The sequence below is a fragment of the Exiguobacterium sp. s152 genome (assembly GCF_018618335.1).
GTDB classification, from domain to species: domain Bacteria; phylum Bacillota; class Bacilli; order Exiguobacteriales; family Exiguobacteriaceae; genus Exiguobacterium; species Exiguobacterium chiriqhucha.
In genome coordinates this window covers 148543-171147 of the sequence record NZ_JACSLX010000001.1, presented here as the reverse complement: position 1 = coordinate 171147, position 22605 = coordinate 148543, and the positions used below count along the sequence as shown (strand labels likewise).

The 22605-nt window shown below is 54.4% G+C and carries 26 protein-coding genes; 22 read left to right on the top strand and 4 right to left on the bottom strand.

Features of this window, described 5'->3' with window-relative positions; all coding sequences use genetic code 11:
* The first annotated feature begins 14 nt into the window (after window positions 1-14).
* The 6 genes from KNP72_RS00915 to KNP72_RS00890 are packed head-to-tail and all read left to right on the top strand — an operon-like array spanning window position 15 to window position 6950.
* Window positions 15-1136: a Glu/Leu/Phe/Val family dehydrogenase gene (locus KNP72_RS00915; RefSeq protein WP_214720377.1), complete on the top strand. Its 1122-nt coding sequence runs from the start codon at window positions 15-17 to the stop codon at window positions 1134-1136.
* A gap of 1 nt (window position 1137) precedes the next feature.
* Entirely contained in the window at window positions 1138-2229 is a 1092-nt protein-coding gene (buk, locus tag KNP72_RS00910; protein WP_214831838.1) for a butyrate kinase, read from the top strand.
* Window positions 2213-3622, top strand: a complete 1410-nt coding sequence (lpdA, locus tag KNP72_RS00905; protein WP_214831836.1) for a dihydrolipoyl dehydrogenase — start codon at window positions 2213-2215, stop codon at window positions 3620-3622. Before buk ends, lpdA begins: the two co-directional genes overlap by 17 nt.
* Before the next feature lie 21 nt (window positions 3623-3643).
* A complete protein-coding gene (locus KNP72_RS00900; RefSeq protein WP_214720401.1) occupies window positions 3644-4642 on the top strand; it encodes a thiamine pyrophosphate-dependent dehydrogenase E1 component subunit alpha in 999 nt (332 codons plus the stop codon).
* Window positions 4642-5619 (top strand): alpha-ketoacid dehydrogenase subunit beta, encoded by a 978-nt coding sequence (locus tag KNP72_RS00895; RefSeq protein WP_029595281.1) that lies wholly within the window; start codon window positions 4642-4644, stop codon window positions 5617-5619. Before KNP72_RS00900 ends, KNP72_RS00895 begins: the two co-directional genes overlap by 1 nt.
* 11 nt (window positions 5620-5630) lie before the next feature.
* Window positions 5631-6950, top strand: coding sequence for a dihydrolipoamide acetyltransferase family protein (locus tag KNP72_RS00890; protein WP_214831834.1), 1320 nt, complete (start codon window positions 5631-5633; stop codon window positions 6948-6950).
* Between the two features lie 81 nt (window positions 6951-7031).
* Here KNP72_RS00890 and KNP72_RS00885 read toward each other — a convergent pair whose 3' ends face one another.
* Complete coding sequence (locus tag KNP72_RS00885; protein ID WP_214831832.1) at window positions 7032-7808, bottom strand: sporulation protein; 777 nt, start codon at window positions 7806-7808, stop codon at window positions 7032-7034.
* Window positions 7809-7898: 90 nt separating this feature from the next.
* Between KNP72_RS00885 and KNP72_RS00880 the strand changes: the two genes are divergently transcribed.
* From KNP72_RS00880 to KNP72_RS00845, 8 genes are all read left to right on the top strand, one after another.
* On the top strand, window positions 7899-9092 hold the full coding sequence (locus KNP72_RS00880) for a class I SAM-dependent methyltransferase (protein WP_214831830.1): 1194 nt from the start codon (window positions 7899-7901) through the stop codon (window positions 9090-9092).
* 34 nt (window positions 9093-9126) lie between these two features.
* Window positions 9127-9555, top strand: coding sequence for a BrxA/BrxB family bacilliredoxin (locus KNP72_RS00875; protein WP_214720382.1), 429 nt, complete (start codon window positions 9127-9129; stop codon window positions 9553-9555).
* A gap of 55 nt (window positions 9556-9610) precedes the next feature.
* Entirely contained in the window at window positions 9611-9952 is a 342-nt protein-coding gene (locus KNP72_RS00870; protein WP_021067681.1) for a DUF952 domain-containing protein, read from the top strand.
* Window positions 9953-10135: 183 nt separating this feature from the next.
* Entirely contained in the window at window positions 10136-10924 is a 789-nt protein-coding gene (locus KNP72_RS00865; protein WP_029595285.1) for a transporter substrate-binding domain-containing protein, read from the top strand.
* Window positions 10925-10981: 57 nt separating this feature from the next.
* Window positions 10982-11641 carry an amino acid ABC transporter permease gene (locus tag KNP72_RS00860; protein WP_021067679.1) on the top strand — a complete coding sequence of 220 codons (660 nt, stop codon included), beginning with the start codon at window positions 10982-10984 and terminating at the stop codon, window positions 11639-11641.
* A complete protein-coding gene (locus KNP72_RS00855) occupies window positions 11638-12360 on the top strand; it encodes an amino acid ABC transporter ATP-binding protein (RefSeq protein ID WP_214831829.1) in 723 nt (240 codons plus the stop codon). Before KNP72_RS00860 ends, KNP72_RS00855 begins: the two co-directional genes overlap by 4 nt.
* Window positions 12361-12399: 39 nt before the next feature.
* On the top strand, window positions 12400-13074 hold the full coding sequence (locus KNP72_RS00850; protein WP_214753165.1) for a metal-dependent hydrolase: 675 nt from the start codon (window positions 12400-12402) through the stop codon (window positions 13072-13074).
* On the top strand, window positions 13074-13661 hold the full coding sequence (locus tag KNP72_RS00845) for an HD domain-containing protein (RefSeq protein ID WP_214831827.1): 588 nt from the start codon (window positions 13074-13076) through the stop codon (window positions 13659-13661). Before KNP72_RS00850 ends, KNP72_RS00845 begins: the two co-directional genes overlap by 1 nt.
* Before the next feature lie 32 nt (window positions 13662-13693).
* Here KNP72_RS00845 and fadH read toward each other — a convergent pair whose 3' ends face one another.
* Both fadH and KNP72_RS00835 read right to left on the bottom strand, forming a co-directional pair.
* Window positions 13694-14458 (bottom strand): 2,4-dienoyl-CoA reductase, encoded by a 765-nt coding sequence (fadH, locus tag KNP72_RS00840; RefSeq protein WP_034777934.1) that lies wholly within the window; start codon window positions 14456-14458, stop codon window positions 13694-13696.
* 93 nt (window positions 14459-14551) lie between these two features.
* A complete protein-coding gene (locus tag KNP72_RS00835) occupies window positions 14552-15589 on the bottom strand; it encodes an N-acetylglucosaminidase (protein ID WP_251128799.1) in 1038 nt (345 codons plus the stop codon).
* 109 nt (window positions 15590-15698) lie between these two features.
* On the opposite strand from KNP72_RS00835, the gene KNP72_RS00830 reads away from it, so the two are divergent.
* Window positions 15699-16688: an aromatic acid exporter family protein gene (locus KNP72_RS00830; protein WP_214720388.1), complete on the top strand. Its 990-nt coding sequence runs from the start codon at window positions 15699-15701 to the stop codon at window positions 16686-16688.
* Window positions 16689-16867: 179 nt separating this feature from the next.
* Window positions 16868-17998, top strand: a complete 1131-nt coding sequence (locus tag KNP72_RS00825; protein WP_029595289.1) for a M20/M25/M40 family metallo-hydrolase — start codon at window positions 16868-16870, stop codon at window positions 17996-17998.
* Window positions 17999-18042: 44 nt separating this feature from the next.
* Here the strand turns inward: KNP72_RS00825 and KNP72_RS00820 are convergent, their stop codons facing one another.
* Entirely contained in the window at window positions 18043-18216 is a 174-nt protein-coding gene (locus tag KNP72_RS00820; RefSeq protein WP_021067671.1) for a hypothetical protein, read from the bottom strand.
* Window positions 18217-18291: 75 nt separating this feature from the next.
* On the opposite strand from KNP72_RS00820, the gene rnz reads away from it, so the two are divergent.
* From rnz to KNP72_RS00790, 6 genes are read left to right on the top strand one after another with little or no spacing between them, the layout of a single operon-like run.
* Window positions 18292-19197: a ribonuclease Z gene (gene rnz / locus KNP72_RS00815; protein ID WP_214831825.1), complete on the top strand. Its 906-nt coding sequence runs from the start codon at window positions 18292-18294 to the stop codon at window positions 19195-19197.
* Between the two features lies 1 nt (window position 19198).
* Window positions 19199-20089, top strand: coding sequence for a hypothetical protein (locus KNP72_RS00810; protein ID WP_214831824.1), 891 nt, complete (start codon window positions 19199-19201; stop codon window positions 20087-20089).
* 14 nt (window positions 20090-20103) lie between these two features.
* On the top strand, window positions 20104-20496 hold the full coding sequence (locus tag KNP72_RS00805; protein WP_236355691.1) for a DUF4430 domain-containing protein: 393 nt from the start codon (window positions 20104-20106) through the stop codon (window positions 20494-20496).
* On the top strand, window positions 20474-21142 hold the full coding sequence (locus KNP72_RS00800; RefSeq protein WP_214831823.1) for a hypothetical protein: 669 nt from the start codon (window positions 20474-20476) through the stop codon (window positions 21140-21142). The genes KNP72_RS00805 and KNP72_RS00800 overlap by 23 nt, the downstream gene beginning before the upstream one ends.
* Complete coding sequence (locus KNP72_RS00795) at window positions 21111-22070, top strand: ATP-binding cassette domain-containing protein (protein ID WP_214831822.1); 960 nt, start codon at window positions 21111-21113, stop codon at window positions 22068-22070. Before KNP72_RS00800 ends, KNP72_RS00795 begins: the two co-directional genes overlap by 32 nt.
* The gene (locus KNP72_RS00790; protein WP_214831821.1) at window positions 22046-22591 is read left to right on the top strand and encodes a hypothetical protein; all 546 of its coding nucleotides are present in this window, start codon (window positions 22046-22048) and stop codon (window positions 22589-22591) included. Before KNP72_RS00795 ends, KNP72_RS00790 begins: the two co-directional genes overlap by 25 nt.
* Window positions 22592-22605 lie beyond the last annotated feature (14 nt).

Here is a 22605-nt window from a genome sequence, read left to right as displayed (position 1 = left end):
TGGAGGAATCATCAATGATGGAAACAAACATGGAACCACGCTTTCGAATTTTCGACGTCTTGCAGGCCGAGGACTATGAGCAAATCGTCTTTTGCCAAGACCAGGCGTCAGGACTGAAGGCGATTATCGCCATTCATGACACGACACTCGGACCGGCTCTCGGGGGGCTGCGGATGTGGAACTATGCATCGGAAGAAGAAGCGCTCACGGACGTCCTTCGTCTCGCAAAAGGGATGACGTACAAAAACGCGGCGGCGGGACTGAACCTTGGTGGCGGGAAGGCGGTCATCATCGGCAATGCGAAGACGGACAAATCAGAGGCGTTGTTCCGTGCATTCGGTCGTTACGTGCAATCGCTCAGCGGACGCTATATCACGGCCGAGGATGTCAATACGTCTGTCGCCGATATGGACTTCATCCACATGGAAACAGATTACGTGACCGGCGTCAGCCCGGCGTTCGGATCGAGCGGCAACCCATCGCCGGTGACGGCGTATGGCGTGTATCGCGGCATGAAGGCGGCAGCGAAATGGAAGTTCGGTTCGGATTCGCTCGCCGGCAAGACAGTCGCTGTCCAAGGGGTCGGCAACGTCGCCTACAACTTGTGCCGTCACTTACATGAAGAAGGGGCGCACTTGGTCGTCACCGACATCAACGAAGAGGCGCTCAAACGCGCTGAGACGGACTTCGGAGCGACGGTCGTCAAACCGGACGAGATTTATGCGGTCGATTGTGACATCTTCGCCCCGTGTGCGCTCGGTGCGATCATCAATGACAAGACGATTCCGATGCTCAAGGCTCAAATCGTCGCCGGTGCGGCCAACAACCAGCTCGCCGAGGATCGTCACGGGGATGTGCTCGAAGAGCGCGGCATTCTGTATGCGCCGGACTTCGTCATCAACGCGGGCGGTGTCATCAACGTGGCCGACGAGCTCGAAGGCTATAACCGTGAGCGGGCGATGAAGAAAGTCGAACTCATCTATGACAACATGCAGCGCGTCTTCGAGATCGCCGAGCGCGACGGGGTGCCGACGCATGTCGCCGCCGAGAAGATGGCAGAGGAGCGGATTCAGATGATGTCGCGTTCGCGCAGCCAGTTCTTGAAAGTCGAAAAGAGCTTACTCGGTGGGCGCTGAGATGACACGACAGCTCATTCTCGCCATCAACCCGGGTTCGACTTCGACGAAGGTCGGCTTGTTTGACGGAGCGGACGAGATTTTATCTCGTACCGTCCGTCACGAGGCCGACGTCACAGGATTGTCACTTCCGGAGCAACTCCCGCATCGAGAACGCGAAGTGCGGGACTTATTGGCCGAAACGGGCATTGCGGGCGAGGACTTGTCCGCAATCGTCGGTCGCGGGGGATTGCTGGCCCCGATGACATCGGGGACGTACGCCGTCAATCCGCTCATGCGTGAGGATTTGGCGAGCGGTCGCTTCGGGATGCATGCCTCGAACTTGGGTGGATTACTCGCTTATAAACTCGGTGAATTATTTCAGGTACCGAATTTCATCGTCGATCCAGTCGTCGTCGATGAGCTCAGCCCGCTCGCGCGTGCGACGGGAATGCCAGAGATCAATCGTCGCAGCATCTTTCACGCCTTGAATCAAAAGGCTGTCGCAAAACGTTTCGCAGCCGAAAATGGAAGCGATTACAATAAGCTCAACTTGATTATTGCCCACCTCGGGGGAGGTATCACAGTCGGTGCCCACGCCAAAGGGGCCGTCATCGATGTGAACAACGGACTAGACGGCGACGGGCCGCTCGCACCGGAACGGGCAGGCTCGATTCCTGTTGGACAGGTAGTAGAACTATGTTATAGTACCAGGTATAAAGAGTCGGAAATGAAACAAAAAATCGTCGGACGCGGCGGGCTGTTTGCCCACCTAGGAACGTTCGACGCGATCGAGATCGAACAGCGCATGGCAGATGGTGATGAACAGGCCGCTCTTCTTTACGAGACGATGGCATACCGCGTCGCCCAGGAAATCGCCAAACATGGCGCCACGCTACGCGGCGACGTCGACGCGATTCTGTTGACGGGTGGCATCGCCTATTCGACTTGGCTGACCGAGCAAATCAGTGCGCGCGTCGGCTATTTGGCGCCGGTCCACATCTATCCGGGCGAAGATGAGCTGAAGGCACTCGCCGAAGGCGCACTCCGGGCCATCCGACATGAAGAAGCAGTTCGAGAATATGAGGGGGATACACATGGCACGAGAATTTGAGATCGTCGTCATCGGCGGCGGTCCTGGCGGATATGTCGCAGCCATCAAGGCGGCCCAAGCCGGGAAAACTGTCGCAATCGTGGAGGCCGAGAAACTCGGCGGGACATGTCTACATAAAGGCTGCATCCCGACGAAGGCGTTGTTGAAAGCGGCCCACGTCTATCAGACGGCAAAACACGGGAGCACGTACGGTGTTGAGACGGGATCCGTTTCGTTCAACATGGAGCGGGCCCAGTCGTTCAAACGCGACTTGGTCGCGGGACTAGAAAAAGGTATTGAGCATTTGATGAAGCAAGGTAAAATCGAGGTGTTTCGCGGAAAGGCATCGATTTTGGGACCGAGCATCTTCTCGCCGCAGCCGGGAACGGTCGCGGTCGAAGACGAATCCGGGGAGTCCGAGCTCATCTTGCCGAACCAGCTCATCATCGCGACAGGATCGATTCCGCGCGAACTGCCAGGCCTGCCGTTTGACCATACACGCATCTTGAACTCGGACGACCTGCTCCAGTTCGAACAGTTGCCAGAATCCATCGCCATCGTCGGCGGTGGGGTCATCGGTGTCGAATGGGCCTCGATGCTCATCGACCTTGATGTCGCGGTCACGCTGATTGAAGTCGGGGAGCGTCTGTTGCCGCTCGAAGACAAGGCGGTGTCACGGGAAGTCGAGCGACTCCTGAAAAAACGGGGCGTCCGTGTGTTGAAGAACGTCACCGTCGACCCGGAGCGTACAGAAGTAGCAACCGATGCCGTCTCGCTCGCGGTCGGCGAAGAGATGATCTCGGTCGAGTGTGTGCTCGTCTCGGTCGGACGGGTCGCCAATACGGAGCATCTCGGGTTACAGAACACGTCGATTGTCGTCGAGAACGGTGTCATCCAAGTCGATGAGCAGTATCGGACGAAAGAACGTCACATCTTCGCCATCGGAGACTGCATCGGCAAACTTCAACTCGCCCATGTCGCTTCGGCAGAAGGAGTGAAGGCGGTCGAGACGATTCTCGGTCACGAGCCGACTCCGCTCGATTACGCCTTGATCCCGCGTTGTGTCTATGGGGTCCCAGAAGTCGCATCGGTCGGCATGACCGAAGAAGGTGCCAAAGCAGCCGGGCATGAAGTCAAAACGGGCACGTATCGTTTCAACGGCCTCGGCAAGGCCCGCATCGAAGGACAAGCGGATGGATTCGTCAAACTCGTGTCGGACAAGACGACAGACGACCTGCTCGGTGTACACATCGTCGGGCCGAAAGCGACGGAATTAATCACAGAAGGCGGACTCGCTCTCGTCTTGAACGCCACGGCATGGGAAATGGGCCAACTCGTCCATCCTCACCCGGCGCTGAGCGAAGCGTTCCAAGAAGCGGCACTGGCCGTTGACGGATTACCGATTCACGCCTAAGGAGGAAACAGAATGGAACAGATGACTGTGAATTCATATGAGGAACTAGGATTGACGAAACAAGACCTCGGTGCGATGTACGAGACGATGGTCCGCGCCCGTAAAATCGATGAGCGCATGTGGAAATTGAACCGTGCCGGAAAAATCCCGTTCGTCGTCTCGTGTCAAGGACAAGAGGCGGCCCAAGTCGGGGCGGCGTTCGCGCTTGAAAAAGGAACGGACTACATTCTTCCGTATTACCGCGATGTCGCCGTTGTCCTCCACTTCGGACAGACGGCTCGCGATTTGATGTTGTCGGCGTTCGCCAAGGCGGAAGACCCGAACTCGGGCGGTCGTCAAATGCCGGGCCATTTCGGTTCGAAACAGCACCGCATCGTGACGGGCTCGTCTCCGGTGACGACACAAGTGCCTCATGCGGTCGGTGTGGCGCTCGCCGCCAAACTAAAAAAAGAAGAACTCGTCACGTTCGTCTCGTTCGGAGAAGGCTCATCGAACCAAGGTGACTTCCACGAAGGTGCAAACTTCGCGGGCGTGCATAAGTTGCCTGTGATTTTGTTCTGTGAGAACAACAAATACGCCATCTCGGTACCGCTCTCGAAGCAACTCGCTTGCGAGCGCGTATCGGACCGCGCCAAAGGTTACGGGATGCCAGGCGTCACGGTCGATGGGACAGATCCGATTGCTGTTTATGTCGCCGTGAAAGAAGCCCGTGCCCGCGCCCTTCGCGGCGAAGGCCCGACGCTCATCGAAGCCGAAGTCGAACGTCTCGTACCGCACTCGTCGGATGACGATGACAAAGCGTATCGCTCGGTCGAAGAGTTGGCCGACCTTAAGAATCGTGACGGGAATCAATTGTTCCGGAAGCGTTTGATTGAAGATGGCGTCATGACCGAGGAAGAACTCGCAGAGATCGAGGCGAACGTCGATCGTGAAGTCAATGAGGCGACTGCTTACGCCGATAAGGCACCATATGCGTCTTCTGAATCGACGATGGACCATGTGTACGAGGGGGAAATGTGATGAAAACGTTTATTGAAGCGATCAATGAAGCGATCCATGAAGAAATGGAACGCGATGAGAACGTCTTCGTGCTCGGGGAAGATGTCGGCGTCCGAGGCGGTGTGTTCCGCGCGACGCAAGGCTTGATTGAGAAGTACGGCGAGGACCGCGTCATCGATGCACCGCTCGCCGAGAGCGCAATCGCAGGTGTCGGGATCGGGGCGGCCATGTATGGCATGCGTCCGATCGCCGAAATGCAATTCGCCGACTTCATCATGCCAGCGGTCAACCAAATCGTCTCCGAAGCGGCAAAAATCCGCTACCGTTCAAATAACGATTGGACGTGCCCGATGGTCATCCGTGCACCGTTCGGCGGCGGGATTCATGGCGCACTCTATCACTCCCAATCGGTCGAGGCGATGTTCAACTCGACGCCTGGACTCAAAGTCGTCATCCCATCTGACCCGGTCGATGCGAAAGGGTTGCTCAAAGCAGCCATCCGTTCGAACGACCCGGTCCTCTTCTTCGAACATAAACGGGCGTACCGCCTCTTGAAAGCCGACCTTCCGACCGACGACTATACGGTCGAAATCGGCAAGGCCGCCGTCAAGCGGGAAGGTGACGATATCACAATCATCACGTACGGTCTTTGCGTCCACATGGCCCAGGAAGCGGCGAAGACGCTCGAAGCTGAAGGCATCAGCACGCACATCCTCGATTTGCGCACGATCTATCCGCTCGATCAAGAGGGAATCGTCGAAGCCGTCAAGAAGACCGGGAAAGTGCTCCTCGTCACCGAGGACAATAAGGAAGGCAGCATCATCGGGGAAGTCGCGGCCATCATCGCGGAGAAAGCGCTGTTCGAACTCGATGCGCCAATCGAGCGTTTGGCGGGACCGGACGTTCCGTCGATGCCGTATGCACCACCGATGGAGAAGTTCTTCATCGTATCCCCTGAAAAAATCGCGGAGCGGGCACGTCAGCTCGCCGCCTTTTAAGGAGGGGTCATATGGAACAGACAATTAAGATGCCACAGCTCGGGGAAAGTGTCACTGAGGGGACGATCACAACGTTTCTCGTCAAACCAGGTGACCGCGTCGAGGAGTACGAGCCGCTCGCCGAGGTCATGACCGATAAAGTAACCGCTGAGATTCCGGCGACGAGTGCCGGTGTCGTGAAACAGATTTTAATCAGTGAAGGCGACACGGTCGCCGTCGGCACACCGGTCCTCGTCATGGAAGTCGAAGGTGCCGATTCGGCGCCAGCGAAAGCAGAAGTGGTACCAGAACCGGCACAAGTCGAAGCGGCCCCAGTCGAGACGAAGCAAGCGGTCACTGTAGCGTCGGCCGCGCCACGAAAACAGAATAACGGCCGTTTCTCGCCGGCCGTCATCCGACTCGCCAATGAGAACGCGATTGACTTGAACGAACTCGACGGCAGTGGCCTCGGTGGTCGCATCACGCGCAAAGACGTCCTCCGTTACTTATCGGAAGGCCGTCCAGTCAAGCCGGAAGCGGCGACGCAAGTGCCGGTCCAAGAGACGATGACACAAACGAAGCTCGACGTACCTGAGACGGCCGCGGCACCTTCCGTGTCACCATCTGTGGCAGCAACCGGCGCGTCGTCGGACCGAGTCGAACTCATTCCGACGGCAGGTGTCCGTCAAGCGATTGCGAACAACATGGTCCGCTCGAAACATGAGGCCCCGCATGCGTGGCTCATGATCGAGGTCGATGTGACAAACCTCGTCACGGCTCGGGCCAAGTTGAAAGACGAGTTCTTCAAACGGGAAGGTGTCAAACTGACGTTCATGCCGTTCTTTATGAAAGCGGCGATCGAGGCGCTCAAAAAACATCCGATGATGAACTCGGAATGGGCGGGCGATCACATCAAAATCCATCAAGACATTCATCTGTCGGTCGCCGTCGCGGCGAACGACGCCCTCTACGTCCCGGTCATCAAGAACGCGGACGAGAAGAACATCAAAGGTCTCGCCGTCGCACTTCAAGACGTCGCGGCCCGTGCCCGCGGCAACCGCTTGAAAGCGGACGAGATGCGGGGCGGCACGTTCACGATCAACAATACGGGTGCCTTCGGTTCGATTCAGTCGGCACCGATTCTGAATTACCCGCAAGCAGCGATCTTGTCGGTCGAGTCGATTGTGAAACGTCCGGTTTGGGTGAATGGGATGTTCGCGGCGCGTGACATGGTCAACTTGTGCATGTCGGTCGACCACCGTGTCCTCGACGGTCTCGTCGCCGGTCAGTTCTTGCAGGCGATCAAGCAGTCACTCGAATCGATCGACCCAGACACGTATACGCTCTATTGATTCATGTCCTGCCTTCAGTCGAAGGCAGGATTTTTCATATGGAAAATAAAAAAGCCACGGAATTTTCCGTGGCAACATGGTTCAGATGGAACGTTCAATCAATGCCTCGAGATCGCGGCGAATCCGTTCGGGCGAAGTGAGCTCGGCGTTTGTGTAGCTGAGGCGGTGTGTCGATTCGTCGGTCCCGGTCAAGTCGGCGAACAGGCTACCGAGATTGTGGACGCTCTTGTCGACTTGAATCAATAAGTCCAACGACGATTCTGTTTGGAGCATGACGACTTCGAGCTCATCGAGTTTACGTCCGTATCTCGTCCCGTTCGGCGAGTATTCGAGCTCTTGGGCAATCGGGAGACGGCCGGAACGATGGCGGGCCGGAAGCATCTCCGTATCGGCCTTCTTCAAGCGGAAGCCGATGTCGTCGAGCACGTCGAGGACGACTTGTTGGGCCTGGTTCGGTTTGACGAGAATCGAGTCCTCGTCTTTCGGGTCGACGGCCTGGGCGATATCGAGACCGGTCTCGATCCAGGATTTCGATTGGCTGACCGAAATCGGCGTGTTGAACGGCACGTCAATTGTGAACGGGATTTCCTTCACTTCTTCGGGACCGATCATGAACGGCGCTTCGTTCAACAAAATCTTCTCGATCGTGAACGTCGAATACGTCGTCTTGTCGTTCACCTCATGCTTATAGAGCGTGTTGAAGAAGATGTAAATCCGGTCGACCGATTGCTCGGTGCTGCCGCCCTTGATATGGACGACACCATTCAGTGTTCCGCCTGGCACACAGGCACTCTCTTCGAGTCGTGTATCCACCGTCGCGGCGCCGATTCCAATCGATGATAATAACTTTTTGAACATACAATGATCCTCCTTTGACGTTTGCACGTGTTCGTGTAATAGTATGTACGAATACACGTGAACAAAAGTTTCGAAACTATTGAAAAAAGGATGAACGCAGTGGAACATACAGCATTAACCGAACGGCTGGCTGATGTGATTCGCCAGAACGAGCTCGTCACAGCGACAATCAGTCAACCGCGTCAAAAGTCGAACGATTTACGCCGGGTCAAATTGAAGCCGGTCCTGTTGAAAGGCGAGTACCATATACAATTCGAATACCAATTTGAACGGGTGATGAAACATAAAAATCTCACACCGGACGAGGCGGTCGTCGAACTCGATGAATTGCTCGAGACGTTCCGCCAAGGACAGTTCCAGTTAAAGGCGTCCGAGTTCCACTTTCAACTGTCTAAAAAGTTCAAAGTGACGTTCAAGGAGCGCGAGACGGCCGTCAAACAAGTGAAGCTGAGTCATAACCGGGAGAAGAAGTACCTGTTGCCGCTCGATGAGCCGGTACCGTTCCTCATCCGACTCGGCGTCCAGTCCGAGGATGGAAAAGTAAAGCGCCAAAAGTACGACAAGTTCAAGCAAATCAACCGTTTCCTCGAATTTATCGAAGACTCGATCAAACATTTACCGACCGACCGGACCATCCGGATTCTCGATTTCGGCTCAGGAAAGTCGTATTTGACGTTCGCCCTCTATCATTTCTTGCATGAGATGAAAGGTTATGACGTCCATATCACTGGACTCGATTTGAAGAAGGAAGTCATCGAGGAATGTGCCGGGATTGCGAGCGACCTCGGTTATGAACGTCTCGAATTCCTCGTCGGTGACATCAATGAGTTCGAAGGGGAGACGGCGGTCGATATGGTCGTCACGCTTCATGCGTGCGACGTTGCGACAGATATGGCGCTCGCTCGGGCCGTGCGTTGGGGGGCGAAAGTCATCTTGAGCGTGCCGTGTTGTCAAAAAGAATTGAACCGTCAACTTGAGGCACCGAGCCTTGACGTCATGTTGCAGCATGGACTCGTCAAAGAACGGTTCGCGGCGCTCGCCACCGATTCGATTCGGGCCGAATTACTTGGACTCGTCGGCTATGAGGCGCAACTCCTCGAGTTCATCGATATGGAGCACACGCCGAAGAACATCCTCATCCGGGCCTATTTGACGAACCGGGAAGCGACCGCTGAAGCGCGGGCCCGCTATGTGGCCTTCAAGACGCTGTTGAACGCGACACCGTTCCTCGAAGGACAATTGAGCGATAGACTTGTCCTAACCGATCCACTAGACGTAAAATAAGAAAGAACAGACGCAAGTCGAAAGGGGAAACAATATGGATTTTCAATTATACTTTCAAGATGTAGTCGAACAAGCTCGCAATGAGGTACGCTCTGCAGGGTACACTGAACTCACGACACCGGAAGAAGTCGACGCGGCGTTAACGAAAGAGGGCAAGACGCTCGTGCTCGTCAACTCGGTATGTGGCTGTGCCGGTGGCATCGCTCGTCCGGCAGCAGCGTACGTGAATAAGATGGATGGCGTCAAACCGGACCAGTTCGTGACTGTGTTCGCGGGTCAAGACCGTGAAGCGACTGACCGCGCCCGAGAATACTTCGAAGGTTACGCCCCGTCGTCACCATCGATCGCGCTGTTAGAAGACGGCAATATCGTCACGATGGTCGAACGGAGCACAATCGAGTCATCGACGGCCGAAGAGCTCGTCGAGCAGTTACAGACGTTGTTCGATATTTACTACGCCTAAGAAGTGAGCGCAGAGGCATTGCCTTTGCGCTTTTTCTTAAGAAGGGATCGATGAGATGGAACCAGTCGTCAAAATCATGAGCGAGGCCGAATATACGATTGCTTTGTCGCGCGGCGAGATCAACGAGCCGACCCTCCAAACGGAAGGGTACATTCGTTGTTGCACCCCGCAACAGATCGGGAAATTCGTGCGTCGACATTATCATGGGGAGCGAGTCGTGCTCGTCTCGTTCCATGTCGGACGTCTCGGCAGCCTGCTCCACTATGAGTTTGACGAGGACGGGGAACGCTATCCCCACGTGTATAGCGCCATTCCCATCGCTTCGGTCAAACGAGTGCAACCCTACGGCTCTCGGGACAATGGTACGGTCACTTATTTTGCTTACGAGCGAATGTGACCGTATTTTTTTTAGATTTCATGCATGAATATACTTTACAAGTAATAATTATGTGTATATAGTGGTTGAAGAACAAGTCGGACATATGATGAGTCAGAGAACAGTTGAGCAACATTCGCATATATGTCATAATTTTGTTAAAGTTCTGATAATTTCATCCTATTGAAGAAAGGGACGATGAACATGAAAAAAGGTTTTCTAGCATTATGTATCGCAAGCCTAGCCGCTTTTACTGTAGCCTGTGGGGCAGACGTGAACGAAGGAGGTTCGACGTCGACCGATGAAGATGACAAAGTCATCGTCATGGGGACGAGTGCGGACTACTTCCCATATGAATTCGTCGATACGGCGAACGGGGATGAGATTGTCGGATTCGATATCGATATCGCCAAGCAAGTGGCCGAGAACATGGGCTACGAATTGAAAATTGAAGACATGGACTTCGGGAGCCTGCTCGGGGCGCTCAACGCCGGTCGTGTCGATTTCGTCATGGCGGGTATGACACCGACAGAAGAACGGAAAGAGAACGCCGATTTCTCAGACATCTACTTCACGGCGAAGAACTTGATTTTGTCAAAAGGGGATGCCATTCAGTCGCTTGAGGACTTGGACGGGAAACAAGTCGGGGTCCAACTCGGATCGATTCAAGAAGGAATTGCCAAAGAGCAAATCCCGGGTGCTGAAATCGTCGCCTTGAACAAGATTCCAGAAATCATCCAAGAAATCAAGACCGGCCGCATCGATGCGATGGTCATCGAGGACACGGTCGCGAAGAAATATCTCGATCAAGACAGCGAACTCACGACGTTTGAAATCGTCGACGAGGAAGAGGCCGGTTCAGCCGCTGCCTTCCGTAAGGACGACGAGCTCCGCGATCAATTCAATGAAGAATTGAACAAGATGATTGATTCAGGAGAAATCGAGAAGTTGGCACAAAAATGGTTCGAACAAGAAGCAGCACCAGCTGAATAAAGATTGAAGAAGGCTGACTGAAAATATCAGTCAGCCTTTTTTTAGGAGGAACTCACAATGGATTTTAGTCGGATTTATGATTCTATCCCGTATATTCTCGAAGGGATCCCGGTCATGTTCCAAGTCGTGCTCGTCTCGGCCTTGTTCGGGATCACGCTTGGCGTCGTCGTCGCCACATTCAAAATCGTCCCGAACCGTCTCGTCAACTTCATCGGACACGCCTACACGGCCGTGTTCCGCGGGACACCGCTCATCTTGCAACTCGCGATCATCCACTTCGGGTTGCCACAATTGACCGGTTATATCACGACACCGTACCAGTCGGCCGTCATCGCGTTCTCACTCAACTCGGCGGCCTATATCTCGGAAATCATTCGGGCCGGGATTCAAGCGGTCGATAAAGGCCAGTGGGAAGCGTCGGATGCCCTCGGCGTACCGTACGTCAAACAACTGCGGTCGATCATCTTGCCGCAGGCATTCAAAAACATCTTGCCGGCCCTCGTCAACGAGATGATCACGCTCACGAAAGAATCGGCGCTCGTCTCGACGGTCGGTGTGCTCGACATCATGCGCCGGGCGCAAATCGTCGGTGGGCAAAAGGCGATCTACTTTGAACCGCTCCTGTTTGCCGGTGTGATATACTTTACAATAGTGATGGTGTTGACGTATCTTGGTCAACGTCTAGAAAAACGGCTTAGAAAGAGTGATGGCAGATGATACAAGTAAAGGATTTATACAAACAATTTGGTGACCTCGAGGTCCTCAAAGGTATTACGACATCGATTGAGAAAGGGGAAGTCGTCGCCGTCATCGGTCCGTCCGGTTCCGGGAAATCGACGTTCCTCCGTTGCTTGAACATGCTTGAAGTGCCGACGTCCGGCACGGTCAGCGTCGCCGGCTATGAGCTAACGAAAAAAGGGGCGAACGTCTCGAAGGCTCGTCAAAACATCGGCATGGTGTTCCAACAGTTCAACTTGTTCCCGCATATGAGCGTGCTCGACAATTTGACGTACGCGCCGATCAACGTCTTGAAAGTGAGCAAGGCCGAGGCGATCGAACGGGCGAAAAAGCTCCTCGAACGCGTCGGATTATCAGAGAAGATTGATGCCTACCCGAGCCAATTGTCGGGCGGACAAAAGCAACGTGTCGCCATCGCCCGGGCGCTCGCTATGGAGCCGAACGTCATGTTGTTCGATGAGCCGACGTCAGCGCTCGATCCAGAAATGGTCAACGAAGTGCTCGACGTCATGAAAGGGCTTGCCGAGACTGGGATGACGATGGTCGTCGTCACGCACGAGATGGGCTTCGCCCGTGAAGTAGCTGACCGCGTCCTCTTCCTCGACGAAGGCATCTTGATGGAGGAAGGCAAACCGGCCGACCTGCTGCTCAATCCGCAGACCGACCGTGCGAAACGCTTCTTAGAAAAAGTCTTATAACTGAAACGATCCATCTGATAACAGAAAGGGAGGATTTCTATGAAGATCACATACTATGGCCATGCAACCGTTCAACTCGATATCGACGGGACGTCCGTCTTGATCGACCCGTTCCTGACGAGCAACCCGCATACGGATGTCGACCCGGCGAGCGTTAAAGCAGACTACATCCTGCTCACCCACGCTCATTTCGACCATATCGAAGACGTCGAGTTGATTGCGAAACAGACGGGCGCGACGATCGTCGCGACGCACGAACTGGCGACATATTACGAGAAGAAGGGCTTCTCAGTGCACGGCATGAACATCGGGGGCGGCCATTCGTTCGCGTTCGGCCGCGTCACGATGACGCAGGCGTTCCATAGCTCGAGCCTCGACATGGGCGACGTCCCGGTCTATATGGGGATGCCGGGCGGATTCATCATCGAGACGAACGCGCTCACGGTGTATCACGCCGGGGACACGGCACTATTTTCGGATATGAAACTGTATGGCGAACGCTTCGAGATCGACGTCGCCTTCCTCCCGATCGGAGACAACTTCACGATGGGACCGGTCGACGCGCTCGACGCGGCGCACTGGCTCCAAGCGAAACGAGTCGTGCCGATCCATTTCGATACGTTCCCGCCCATCAAACAAGACGCTCGAGCGTTCTGCGATCAATTGCATCAACGCGGTCTCTTGATTGAGCCGAACACGACGATCGAGATTTGATGAGTCATCCAGCGGTGCTCGAGACCGAGCGGTACGTGACAAAGCTCCATGCCGGAGACCATACCGGGCATGACATGGCTCATCTCGACCGCGTCCGCCGTTTGGCGATGCATCTCGCGGAAGGCGAAGCGGTCGACGGTCTCGCTTTGACGCTCGCGGCGCTCTTGCATGATGTCGAGGATGAGAAGCTCGGACGTGACAAAGGTCTCGTCGCACGTCACCTTGACACGTTACCGATCGACCCCGAACAACGGGCACACGTCCTGAGGATGATTGAAGAGTCGTCCTTTTCAAAAGGACGGTCCCCGTCGTCACGTGAGAGCGCGATACTGCAAGACGCCGACCGGCTCGACGCGATTGGGGCAATCGGCATCGCCCGGACGTTCCAATTTGCCGGCGCACGAGGCAATAGCCTCCACGGCGAGGGTGACCCGAAAAGCGCGATCGCTCATTTCGAGGAGAAGTTGCTCCGGCTCGCGAATCAGATGCATACGAAACGGGCGAGACGAATCGCCCGGGAACGCCACGCATTCATGGTCTCATTTTTGGACAGGTTCGAAGCGGAATGGACGGGACAAGACATATGAAACGGCCGAGGAATCTCCTCGGCCGTTTTCGGTTAGAACGGATGTTTATTGAGCCAATGGCCGCCGTCGAGCGAGATACATTCTCCGTTCAAATAGCGCATCTCGTCCGACGCCATCCAATAGGCGAGGTCGGCAATCTCTTCGGGTGTGCCGAACCGTCCGAGCGGCACGTTACGACGGATGCGCTCGACTTCTTTGACGTGGACGGCGAGTTTGTCGGCACCACCGGTCCGCTCGATTGGGCCCGGGCTGATCGCGTTCACGCGTGCCCCGAACTGATACCCCCATTCGACGGCGAGCGTCCGCGTCAAATTGAGCACCCCGGCCTTGGCGGCGGCGCTCGGGGCGACACCGGCGCCCGCTTGCCAGGCGTAGGAGGCGACCATGTTGATGATGGAGCCGTCCCGCAGTTGCTCCCGTTCCCAATGTTTGCCGAGGACGTGGGTACAATTGAACGTCCCGTTCAAGACGATGTCGATGACGCTCGTCCAGCCGTTCGGCGTCAAGTCGAGCGTCGGACAGACGAAGTTGCCGGCTGCGTTATTGACGAGCGCATGCACCGGTCCGAACCGTTCGCTGATTTGATCGAGTGCTTGTGAACACGCCTCGTAGTCACGCACATCGTGTTGCACGGCCATCGCTGCTCCGGCCCCGATGGCCTCCAGTTCGCCCATCGCTTCTTGTAGCCGCTCTTCGTTGCGGCCGCTGATGGCGACGTTCCAACCCTCGGTTTTGAATTTTAGCGCCATCGCCTTGCCCATCCCCGATGAGCCACCTGTGATCCAAATCGTTTTCATACAAATCCCCCTTTGGAATGAATGGTCGTTCATTTAGGTATTCGCTCAGCGAAGGGGCGATTCCTGCAAAAAAAAGTGACGGCCGTTGGGCCATCACTTCAGCTGCTCTAAATAGGTCAATCCGAGTTCACGGTCGATGCGATACATCGTCCCGGCGACTTTTTCGCCCCAATACGGGTCTGAGGCGTAATTGACGTTGACGCCTTCTTGTTTATTGCCAGGGAACGGCCCCCGGTCATAAGCGCCCGTCACGTACTTTTCGGCGAATAGTCGAGCCGCTGCGTCGATGCTCGCCTCGACAGATGGATAGGAGGCAGCATTTCCGCTCGGATCGTTGTCGGTCGCCTGGAAGCCGAACAAGTTATTCTTTTCCCGGGCGATGGCTGATGTACCGAACCCGGACTCGTGTCCGGCGACGGCCATGAGGAACAAGGCGTTAATGCCGAACTCTGCCTCGGCATCTTTGAAGGCGTCGCCTTTACCGGCGAGCGGGCTGTCGTCGAGTGTGCCGAGAAATGCGTCGAGCTCGCGAGCCGAATACGGTGCCTTCGACGCGATCGAAGCGAACTGGTATGGCGAATCGAACACGTCGCGCACGTCCTCTGTATAATAGCGGTCGGACGACTGTTGCGGCGCCGGTCCGACGAGGAACGTCCCGGCCAAGTTGCCGTTCGCCTCGACGGTATGGAACACTTGCCCGTCCCGCATCTGATAGAAGCCGCGACGCTCGACGACAGCGTCCGGATAAAGCTTCATGTCGGCCGGCTTCACGTAGACGTCGGCGCCGGAAATGTTCACCAACAAATGCTTGTCGGCCGTCTGCACGAGACGGAGTCGGGTCCCGCCGGCGACATACGACTGCCGTTTCTTAAACTCGGCGTCCTGATAGAGGTTTGTGATTCGGTCGGTCGGTGTGACGGCGATGCCAGTGCCAATGAAGTCGATGACGTCGCCTGACGCATCGAGCAGGGCACGGTTGCCCCCACGTTCCATATAGGCCCGCGCCTCGTCGAGTGACTCAAATGATCGGGTCGAAACGTCCCCGCTGTCATAGGTCTGAACGGTATACGCCCCGCTCGGACGGTCTTGGAGCCAAAGGAAACCTAAAACGGCAAGGGCGAGCGTTAGCATCGTGGGAATCACGCCACGTTTTTTTCTTTTCAATACGATCACTTCCAAACATATGGATTGCCAAACGGAAGAAACTAGTGAACAATTTTGTGAGAGAGGAGGAGATATTATGAAAATCGGATCACGTACGCTTAAGACGGCGGCAGCAGCCGGGATCGCCATGCTCATCTCCGAGACGATTCATCTCGATTACTACGTCTTCGCAGCCATCATCGCCATCCTCAGTATTCAGGAGACACGGAAAAAGTCGTTTCGGGCTTCCTATGAGCGGGTCATGGCCAGCCTGATTGCGATTGGCATGGGGGCATTGATGTTCACCTTGCTCGGTTATTCACCGGCGACGCTCACACTTTATTTTGTCATGTTCATCCCGCTCGTTCAACAGCTCAAACTGCAGGACGGCATGATCACGAGTGTCGTCATCTTGACCCATCTATATACGGAAGGGCAGTTCTCGTTCGATTTGTTCGTGAACGAGTTGTTATTGATTGCCATCGGTGTCGGGGTAGGACTCGTCGTCAACATGTACATGCCGACACTCGATAAAGAGATCGAGCGCATCAAGGACAATATCGACCGGGCTCTCGCCGTTCACTTTTATGATGTGGCCGCCTGTGTCGAGACGGGCGTCTATAACAACCATTCGATGATGCTCTTGAAGACACGGGATTATTTGAAACAAGGGAAAGACCTTGCGCTCCGTCGCATGGGGAACTCGATTGGGAAGCGGAACGAAGACATGGATTACCTGTACTTTCGGATGCGAGAACGGCAGTATGACATCTTGAAGCGCATCGCCGAGAACTCCCGGGAGATCACGATGGTCGTCAATGAAGCCAAACCTGTCGCGACGTTCCTCCGACGCGTCGGCGACAACGTCAATCAACGGGCCGACGCTTCGACGTTCCTGCGGGAGCTCGAAGAGACGATTGAGCATTATCGAAAAAACGTACCCCTCCCCACGTCGCGTGAGGAATTTGAGGTACGTTCATCGCTATTAAATATTTTGTCGGACGTGAAAAGCTACTTGATTTTAAAAGAGCGGTATATCCTTCTGTTACAGGAACATGGCCACCCCGGACAAAAACGTGCTCAATAAAAAGATGGATACGATGACGACGACACCGATTTGAATAATGCGTTGACGCTTTTTCTGTTTCTTACTCATGACGTTCCTCCAAATGTGTTTGTCCTCATTGTACAGAATGGAAAAGGTTCGTGCAAACGGCACGAGTTTGTTATAATAACCTAGAAATGTTTGGATGGAGGGATGTTTTCATGGTAAACGAGAAACGAGTGCTTGACACATTTTTACAACTGGTCGGGATCGACTCAGAGACGAAAGAAGAAGCAGTCATCTGCGAGCATTTAAAGGCGGTCTTCACAGAGCTCGGATGCGACGTCTATGAAGACGATGCGTCGACGAAAACGGCTCATTCAGGTAACAACTTGATTATTACGCTACCGGCGACTAAACAAGGCGTCGACCCGATTTATTTCACGGCGCATATGGATACGGTCACACCAGGTAAAGGGATCAAGACGAGTATTCAAGACGGTTACGTCGTGACGGATGGGACGACCATCCTCGGGGCGGATGATAAAACCGGATTGACGGCGATGATCGAACTCGTTCGCGTGTTGACGGAACAAGCGATTCCACACGGTCAAATCCAGTTCGTGATTACAGTCGGAGAAGAATCTGGGCTCGTCGGGGCAAAAGTGCTCGATCTTTCGAAAATTGATGCGAAGTTCGGATTCGCGCTCGATTCGGATGGCCCGGTCGGCGACATTATCGTCGCAGCACCGACTCAGGCGAAAGTGAACGCCAAAATCTATGGCAAGACGGCTCATGCCGGTGTAGCCCCGGAAAAAGGTGTATCGGCGATTCAAATCGCGGCGAAAGCAATCGCGAAGATGAAATTAGGCCGCATCGATGATGAGACGACGGCAAACATCGGACGCTTCGAAGGCGGCCGTGCCACGAACATCGTCTGCGACTACGTCGAAGTCCTCGCCGAGGCGCGTTCATTGATTCATGAAAAAATGGAAGCACAAGCCGAAGCGATGAAACAAGCGTATCTTGACGCAGCTGAAGAACATGGCGGACGTGCGGAAGTCGACATCGACATCATGTACCCAGGCTTTAAGTTCGAAGAAGGGGACGAAGTCGTCGAAGTGGCGAAAGCAGCCGCGACAGCGATTGGCCGTCCAATTCGAATCTTGCATTCGGGCGGCGGTTCTGACGCCAACGTGATTGCCGGCGGTGGGATTCCGACCGTCAACCTTGCTGTCGGATATGAAGAAATTCATACGACGAACGAGCGTATGCCACTCGTCGAACTGTACAAGTTGGTTGAATATGTCGTTCAAATTGTCGAGCTCGTCGCGACACCTAAAACGAAATGAAAAAGAGCCGACGTGATGTCGGCTCTTCCTATGTGTTCGAGCTATTATGCGGCGAACTCCAACGATTCTAAAACGAGTTCGTCTGAACAGTGAAGTTCCATCGCTATGTCGTGAATGAGGATTGAGGTGCCTAATTCTTGTTGGTGTTTGCGATTCATTGAAGTCGCCCGTTCCCGGATCTGTTGATAGATCGAGTCGGAATGTTCAACTTTCTTCATCACGGATCACATCCTTTTTCAACGATTGCCTACAGTATAGCATGGAATGGACGACAAGAAAGGACATTATCATTTATGAAGTTACAATTTTTAGGAACTGGCTCTGGTATGCCGTCGAAACAACGGAACGTCTCCGGGTTGGCAGTCACGCTTGCGAAACAGACGTGGCTCATCGATTGTGGCGAGGCGACGCAGCACCAGATGCTGCATACGAAAGTAAAACCGCGCAAAGTCTCCGCCGTTTGGGTGACACACCTTCACGGCGATCACGTCTTCGGTCTGCCCGGGTTCTTGTCAACGCGTTCAGCGCTCGACGGGTCGAGCCCGCTCACCTTATATGGACCGAAAGGCATCAAGAAATGGCTCGAGTTGACGATGAAAGTGACGGGTTCTTATCTCGGCTATGACTTGACGATTGTCGAGTACGAGGACGGCGATACGTTCGAACAGGACGGTCACCTCGTCATCGTCAAACGACTCGACCATCGCTTCCCGTCGTACGGATTCCGTATTGAAGCGCCGGAACGACCGGGCGCATTGCTCGTCGAAAAAGTGATGGCGCTCGGCATCCCGAGCGGACCGATTTATCGGACGATCAAGCAGTCTGACACGTTCGAGTTTGAAGGGAAAACGTACGTCTCTAAAGAATACGTCACTGACGCGGTCCCAGGACCGGTCGTGGCGATTCTAGGCGATACGGTCCCTTGTCCGAACGCAGCCATCCTCGCCACTGGCGTCGACGTGCTCGTTCATGAAGCGACGTTCATGCAAGCAGAGGCGAAACTCGCCCGTCAATACGGCCACTCGACGACAGTCGAGGCGGCAACGCTCGCAAAAACGGCGCAAGTCGGCCGTTTGATTGTCACGCATATCTCGGCCCGCTATCAAGGTCGAGACGAGGCGTTTGTGGATGAAGTACGCACCGTGTTTCCAGATAGCCATGTAGCGACTGACTTCTTCGAGTTTACAGTGGGGGATTAACGTGACAGTACAACTATACGTATGGCTAGGCTTTTTCGTCATCAGTACGTTGCTAGGTTTACGCTTAAATCAACTGAAAGAACCAGAACCAAACTTTCTTATCAAATTTTTATTTTTTTCATTGCTCGGGATCGTTTCATTCCCGATTGGTGGCTTTCATATTCCAATCGGATTCCTGATGTCGTTCTTATTCTTCCCGAAACGCAATAGCCGCTATAAATGGTACGGGGCGCTCGTCGGGTTCTTTTTCTTCATCGTCCTGTTGTTCGTCCCGCTCTTTGATCAATCCGAATTCCGGGCCGAGTCACAACAGATTGGAACGGTGTCGATTAAAGACGAGACGTTTGACGAGATGACGGACAACATTCTGCGCCGGATCAACAGTGAGTCCATCAAACTCGACCGAAGCAAAATGATTTTCAGCGAGGACGGTGAACTCCGTTCGCTCGAATATTTGCTCATGGTCGAACGCGCAAATTCGTATCAACAGATTCGAATCAACTACGACGAATCGGGCGAGCTGACGTATCGTCAAGTCGATGAACTGAATAAGGACTCGGGAAGTGCGTTCTTCGAGAAACTCGTCGACTTTGAACATATGCTCGACGCGATCCGGAAACCGGCCTGGTCTGAATTCACGACCCAAGTCGATGCCCCGTTCCTCCAGTTCTCATTCGATGGGCTGTACGATATGTACACGTTCGAGAATGAGTCGATGCTCATGATCAATCGGGATAATCGCCTCGTCAAGTTCTGGTTGCAACGCGAGCCGGTGCTCGCCAACAGCATTCAATTGTCGGGATTGAGCCAGCAAGGGCGGACGACGGGTGAGAAATACACGATTCTATACAACTACTCTATCCATCAACGAGAGGATTTGACTGATTTATGAAAAAATTGCTTCTGATGAGTTTACTAGTCCCGCTTTTGACCGCATGCGGAGGGGATACGACATCGACCGAGGAAGCGGCTTGTGATGTCGAGCCGACGATTTCTGTTTACAATGCGGCGACCGAAGAGACGCTGTTCAATGAGAAGAGTGTGTGCTTAGAAGAAGGGGCGACGGTACTCGATGCCCTTGAAGCGACCGAGCTTGACATTGAATCGGTCGGCGACGGAGACATGACTTATGTCACGGCCGTTGACGGAATTGAAGAGAAGTCGGCCGGACAATCCTCAGGCTGGGTTTACGCCTTCAATGGTAGCCCGGGCGATGAAGGCGCCGGAGCCAAAGAAGTCGAATCGACCGACATCATTCAATGGCGGTTCGAAGAAGATGCGATTTCTTTCTTCGAATGAGGCAGATTGGGAGCGCAGACATCCGGTCACGCTCCTTTTCTTCTTACTCGTCCATTTGTACGTGTTGACATACTTGAATGACTCGATTTGGCTCCTCCTCGGTCTGTTCGGTTTGTTACTGATGGAACGACGGTTTCCACTGGCGATGCTCGGTGTTATCCTCGCGTTCTTATTGATTTCACTTGCCCCGTTCGTTCTCGGTTGGAGGATTTCGGTCGGTGGTGTCACAAATCAATTGATTCCACTCGCGACTTTTTTGTTCGGTATGATTTGGGTCAATCGATTCATGCGCCTCGAGCGTTTATTGCCGTTCTTGAACAAATGGCCTCGTTCGACAAGGTTGCTGTACGGCGGTTGGGCGCTCGTCCCGACGATGGAACGGGCGGTCCGTTTATCGTTGGCCAGTCATCCGCGACGTGACTGGCAAGAGGCCGTCGTCGTCGGTATCGAAAGCCAACGCCTCGAGCCGGTATATGTGACGAATCGGATGAGACGCTTCGAACGACATGACTGGGGCCAATGCCTCGTCCTCGCTAGTTTCGGGGCGACTGCGGCTATGGTCACACCGGTTGTTTGGCTTCTGTATCCATATTTGACGAAGGGAGGGGTGCGCGATGCGTTGGTTATCCTTGGCAGACGGACGTGATGAATTCGAGGAGTGGGTGAGGGAAGAACAAGCGCGAGTCGTTCGCCTCGACACTCCGCTTGCTGGGAAAGTCGCATCGCTCATTTCTGGGAGTGACGCCCTGCGAGGAGCCGAACTGGCTGCCATTCTTCAAATCGATCATCTATTTCATAAGCGATTCGACGAGTGCTCAAGTGGGGAACGGCAACTCGTCCGAATCGCTCACGCACTGGCCGATTCATCCGAGGCGATTGTCTTAATCGAGCCGTTTCGACATTTGGATCGGTTTCGGGTCGAGCATTTGACGATGTTGCTCAGCAGGTTGACCGGGCTCGGCGTTCGGATTGCATACACGGACAGGGCGCGCGAACATACCCCATCCGACCCGTTTCACGTCAATCCGACCATGAATCAGCCCCAACTTTTCGTGACGGACGTGTCCTATCGCCATCCGTTGCAGGCTTCCTATGCGGTCGAGCATGTGTCATACGAGGCGAATCAGGCAGGACTGACCATCTGTATCGGAACGAACGGGAGCGGGAAATCGACGTTGCTCGAATTGATTGCCAAAAGCGTGCGTCCCTTGTATGGGAAGGTTAAATGGGGCGAGCGGCCAGTTTATTTACCGGCCGAGCAAGAGTACGGCCCGTTCCCGCATGCGGCGAATCGTCGCGTCGCTCAACTGCAGGCCGTCTTCGATTCCGAAGCTTCGCTGTTCTTGTTGGATGAGCCAAGCGTGGGCTTGACCGAGCAAGAGCGCTCTCAGTTTGAACGAGCGTTAACCGAGAAAGCCATGACGGCACATGTTTTGTGTGCGACACATGATGAGCAACTGATTCAGGCGGCGGACCGTATCCTTTGCCTGTCGAACGGTACGATTGTCTTCGATGGCGATTTAGACGAGTATAGGAAACGGAGTGCGCTATGGTCACATACGTCCTCATCCTAATCATTGCGGCGGGAATCATGTCAAGATTTGAGCGGACGGACATCCCGATCGCCGTTCTGACACAGATTCTCGCGCTCGCCGTCATCGGGCGCTGGTTATTCGTGGCCATCCCGAACGTGCAACCGTCGACGGCGTTGCTCATATTGACGGCCTTGTATTTCGGGTTCACGAGCGCCGCGATGCTGGCGTTGTTCGTCCCGATTTTATCGGGACTGTTGCTCGGACTCGGTCCGTTCGTCTTGTTTCAATTTTTAGGATGGCTTCTCGTCGTACTCGTCGTCATTTTACTTAAACCTCTGCTTCGTCACTCAAGGTGGCTCCTAGCTTTCGTAGGTCTGGGGGCCGGTTTTCTCTTCGGCTGGACGGCCAATCTTTCGTTCGCGGAAGTCATCGGGGCCGACTTCATCAAACTGCTCGTGCTCAGTCTACCGTTCGATGTGGCCCACGGCATCGGGAACGCCGTCTTCCTCATCTTGTTGCATGATTTGTTCGTTCGCATATTTGTGCGGGAAGACGGGTAACAATTAGGTATCAC

Excerpts from the sequence above, each read along its gene's own strand:
- fadH (WP_034777934.1), bottom strand. The coding sequence starts at position 14,458 with ATGAAAACGATTTGGATCACAGGTGGCTCATCGGGGATGGGCAAGGCG.
- KNP72_RS00865 (WP_029595285.1), top strand. The coding sequence starts at position 10,136 with ATGAAAAAAGGTTTTCTAGCATTATGTATCGCAAGCCTAGCCGCTTTT.
- KNP72_RS00845 (WP_214831827.1), top strand. The coding sequence starts at position 13,074 with ATGAGTCATCCAGCGGTGCTCGAGACCGAGCGGTACGTGACAAAGCTC.
- KNP72_RS00830 (WP_214720388.1), top strand. The coding sequence starts at position 15,699 with ATGAAAATCGGATCACGTACGCTTAAGACGGCGGCAGCAGCCGGGATC.
- KNP72_RS00900 (WP_214720401.1), top strand. The coding sequence starts at position 3,644 with ATGACTGTGAATTCATATGAGGAACTAGGATTGACGAAACAAGACCTC.
- rnz (WP_214831825.1), top strand. The coding sequence starts at position 18,292 with ATGAAGTTACAATTTTTAGGAACTGGCTCTGGTATGCCGTCGAAACAA.
- KNP72_RS00855 (WP_214831829.1), top strand. The coding sequence starts at position 11,638 with ATGATACAAGTAAAGGATTTATACAAACAATTTGGTGACCTCGAGGTC.
- KNP72_RS00880 (WP_214831830.1), top strand. The coding sequence starts at position 7,899 with ATGAACGCAGTGGAACATACAGCATTAACCGAACGGCTGGCTGATGTG.
- KNP72_RS00835 (WP_251128799.1), bottom strand. The coding sequence starts at position 15,589 with ATGCTAACGCTCGCCCTTGCCGTTTTAGGTTTCCTTTGGCTCCAAGAC.
- KNP72_RS00890 (WP_214831834.1), top strand. The coding sequence starts at position 5,631 with ATGGAACAGACAATTAAGATGCCACAGCTCGGGGAAAGTGTCACTGAG.
- lpdA (WP_214831836.1), top strand. The coding sequence starts at position 2,213 with ATGGCACGAGAATTTGAGATCGTCGTCATCGGCGGCGGTCCTGGCGGA.
- KNP72_RS00795 (WP_214831822.1), top strand. The coding sequence starts at position 21,111 with ATGCGTTGGTTATCCTTGGCAGACGGACGTGATGAATTCGAGGAGTGG.
- KNP72_RS00870 (WP_021067681.1), top strand. The coding sequence starts at position 9,611 with ATGGAACCAGTCGTCAAAATCATGAGCGAGGCCGAATATACGATTGCT.
- KNP72_RS00860 (WP_021067679.1), top strand. The coding sequence starts at position 10,982 with ATGGATTTTAGTCGGATTTATGATTCTATCCCGTATATTCTCGAAGGG.
- KNP72_RS00820 (WP_021067671.1), bottom strand. The coding sequence starts at position 18,216 with ATGAAGAAAGTTGAACATTCCGACTCGATCTATCAACAGATCCGGGAA.
- KNP72_RS00805 (WP_236355691.1), top strand. The coding sequence starts at position 20,104 with ATGAGTTTACTAGTCCCGCTTTTGACCGCATGCGGAGGGGATACGACA.
- KNP72_RS00825 (WP_029595289.1), top strand. The coding sequence starts at position 16,868 with ATGGTAAACGAGAAACGAGTGCTTGACACATTTTTACAACTGGTCGGG.
- KNP72_RS00895 (WP_029595281.1), top strand. The coding sequence starts at position 4,642 with ATGAAAACGTTTATTGAAGCGATCAATGAAGCGATCCATGAAGAAATG.
- KNP72_RS00790 (WP_214831821.1), top strand. The coding sequence starts at position 22,046 with ATGGTCACATACGTCCTCATCCTAATCATTGCGGCGGGAATCATGTCA.
- KNP72_RS00885 (WP_214831832.1), bottom strand. The coding sequence starts at position 7,808 with ATGTTCAAAAAGTTATTATCATCGATTGGAATCGGCGCCGCGACGGTG.
- KNP72_RS00875 (WP_214720382.1), top strand. The coding sequence starts at position 9,127 with ATGGATTTTCAATTATACTTTCAAGATGTAGTCGAACAAGCTCGCAAT.
- KNP72_RS00800 (WP_214831823.1), top strand. The coding sequence starts at position 20,474 with ATGCGATTTCTTTCTTCGAATGAGGCAGATTGGGAGCGCAGACATCCG.
- buk (WP_214831838.1), top strand. The coding sequence starts at position 1,138 with ATGACACGACAGCTCATTCTCGCCATCAACCCGGGTTCGACTTCGACG.
- KNP72_RS00915 (WP_214720377.1), top strand. The coding sequence starts at position 15 with ATGATGGAAACAAACATGGAACCACGCTTTCGAATTTTCGACGTCTTG.
- KNP72_RS00850 (WP_214753165.1), top strand. The coding sequence starts at position 12,400 with ATGAAGATCACATACTATGGCCATGCAACCGTTCAACTCGATATCGAC.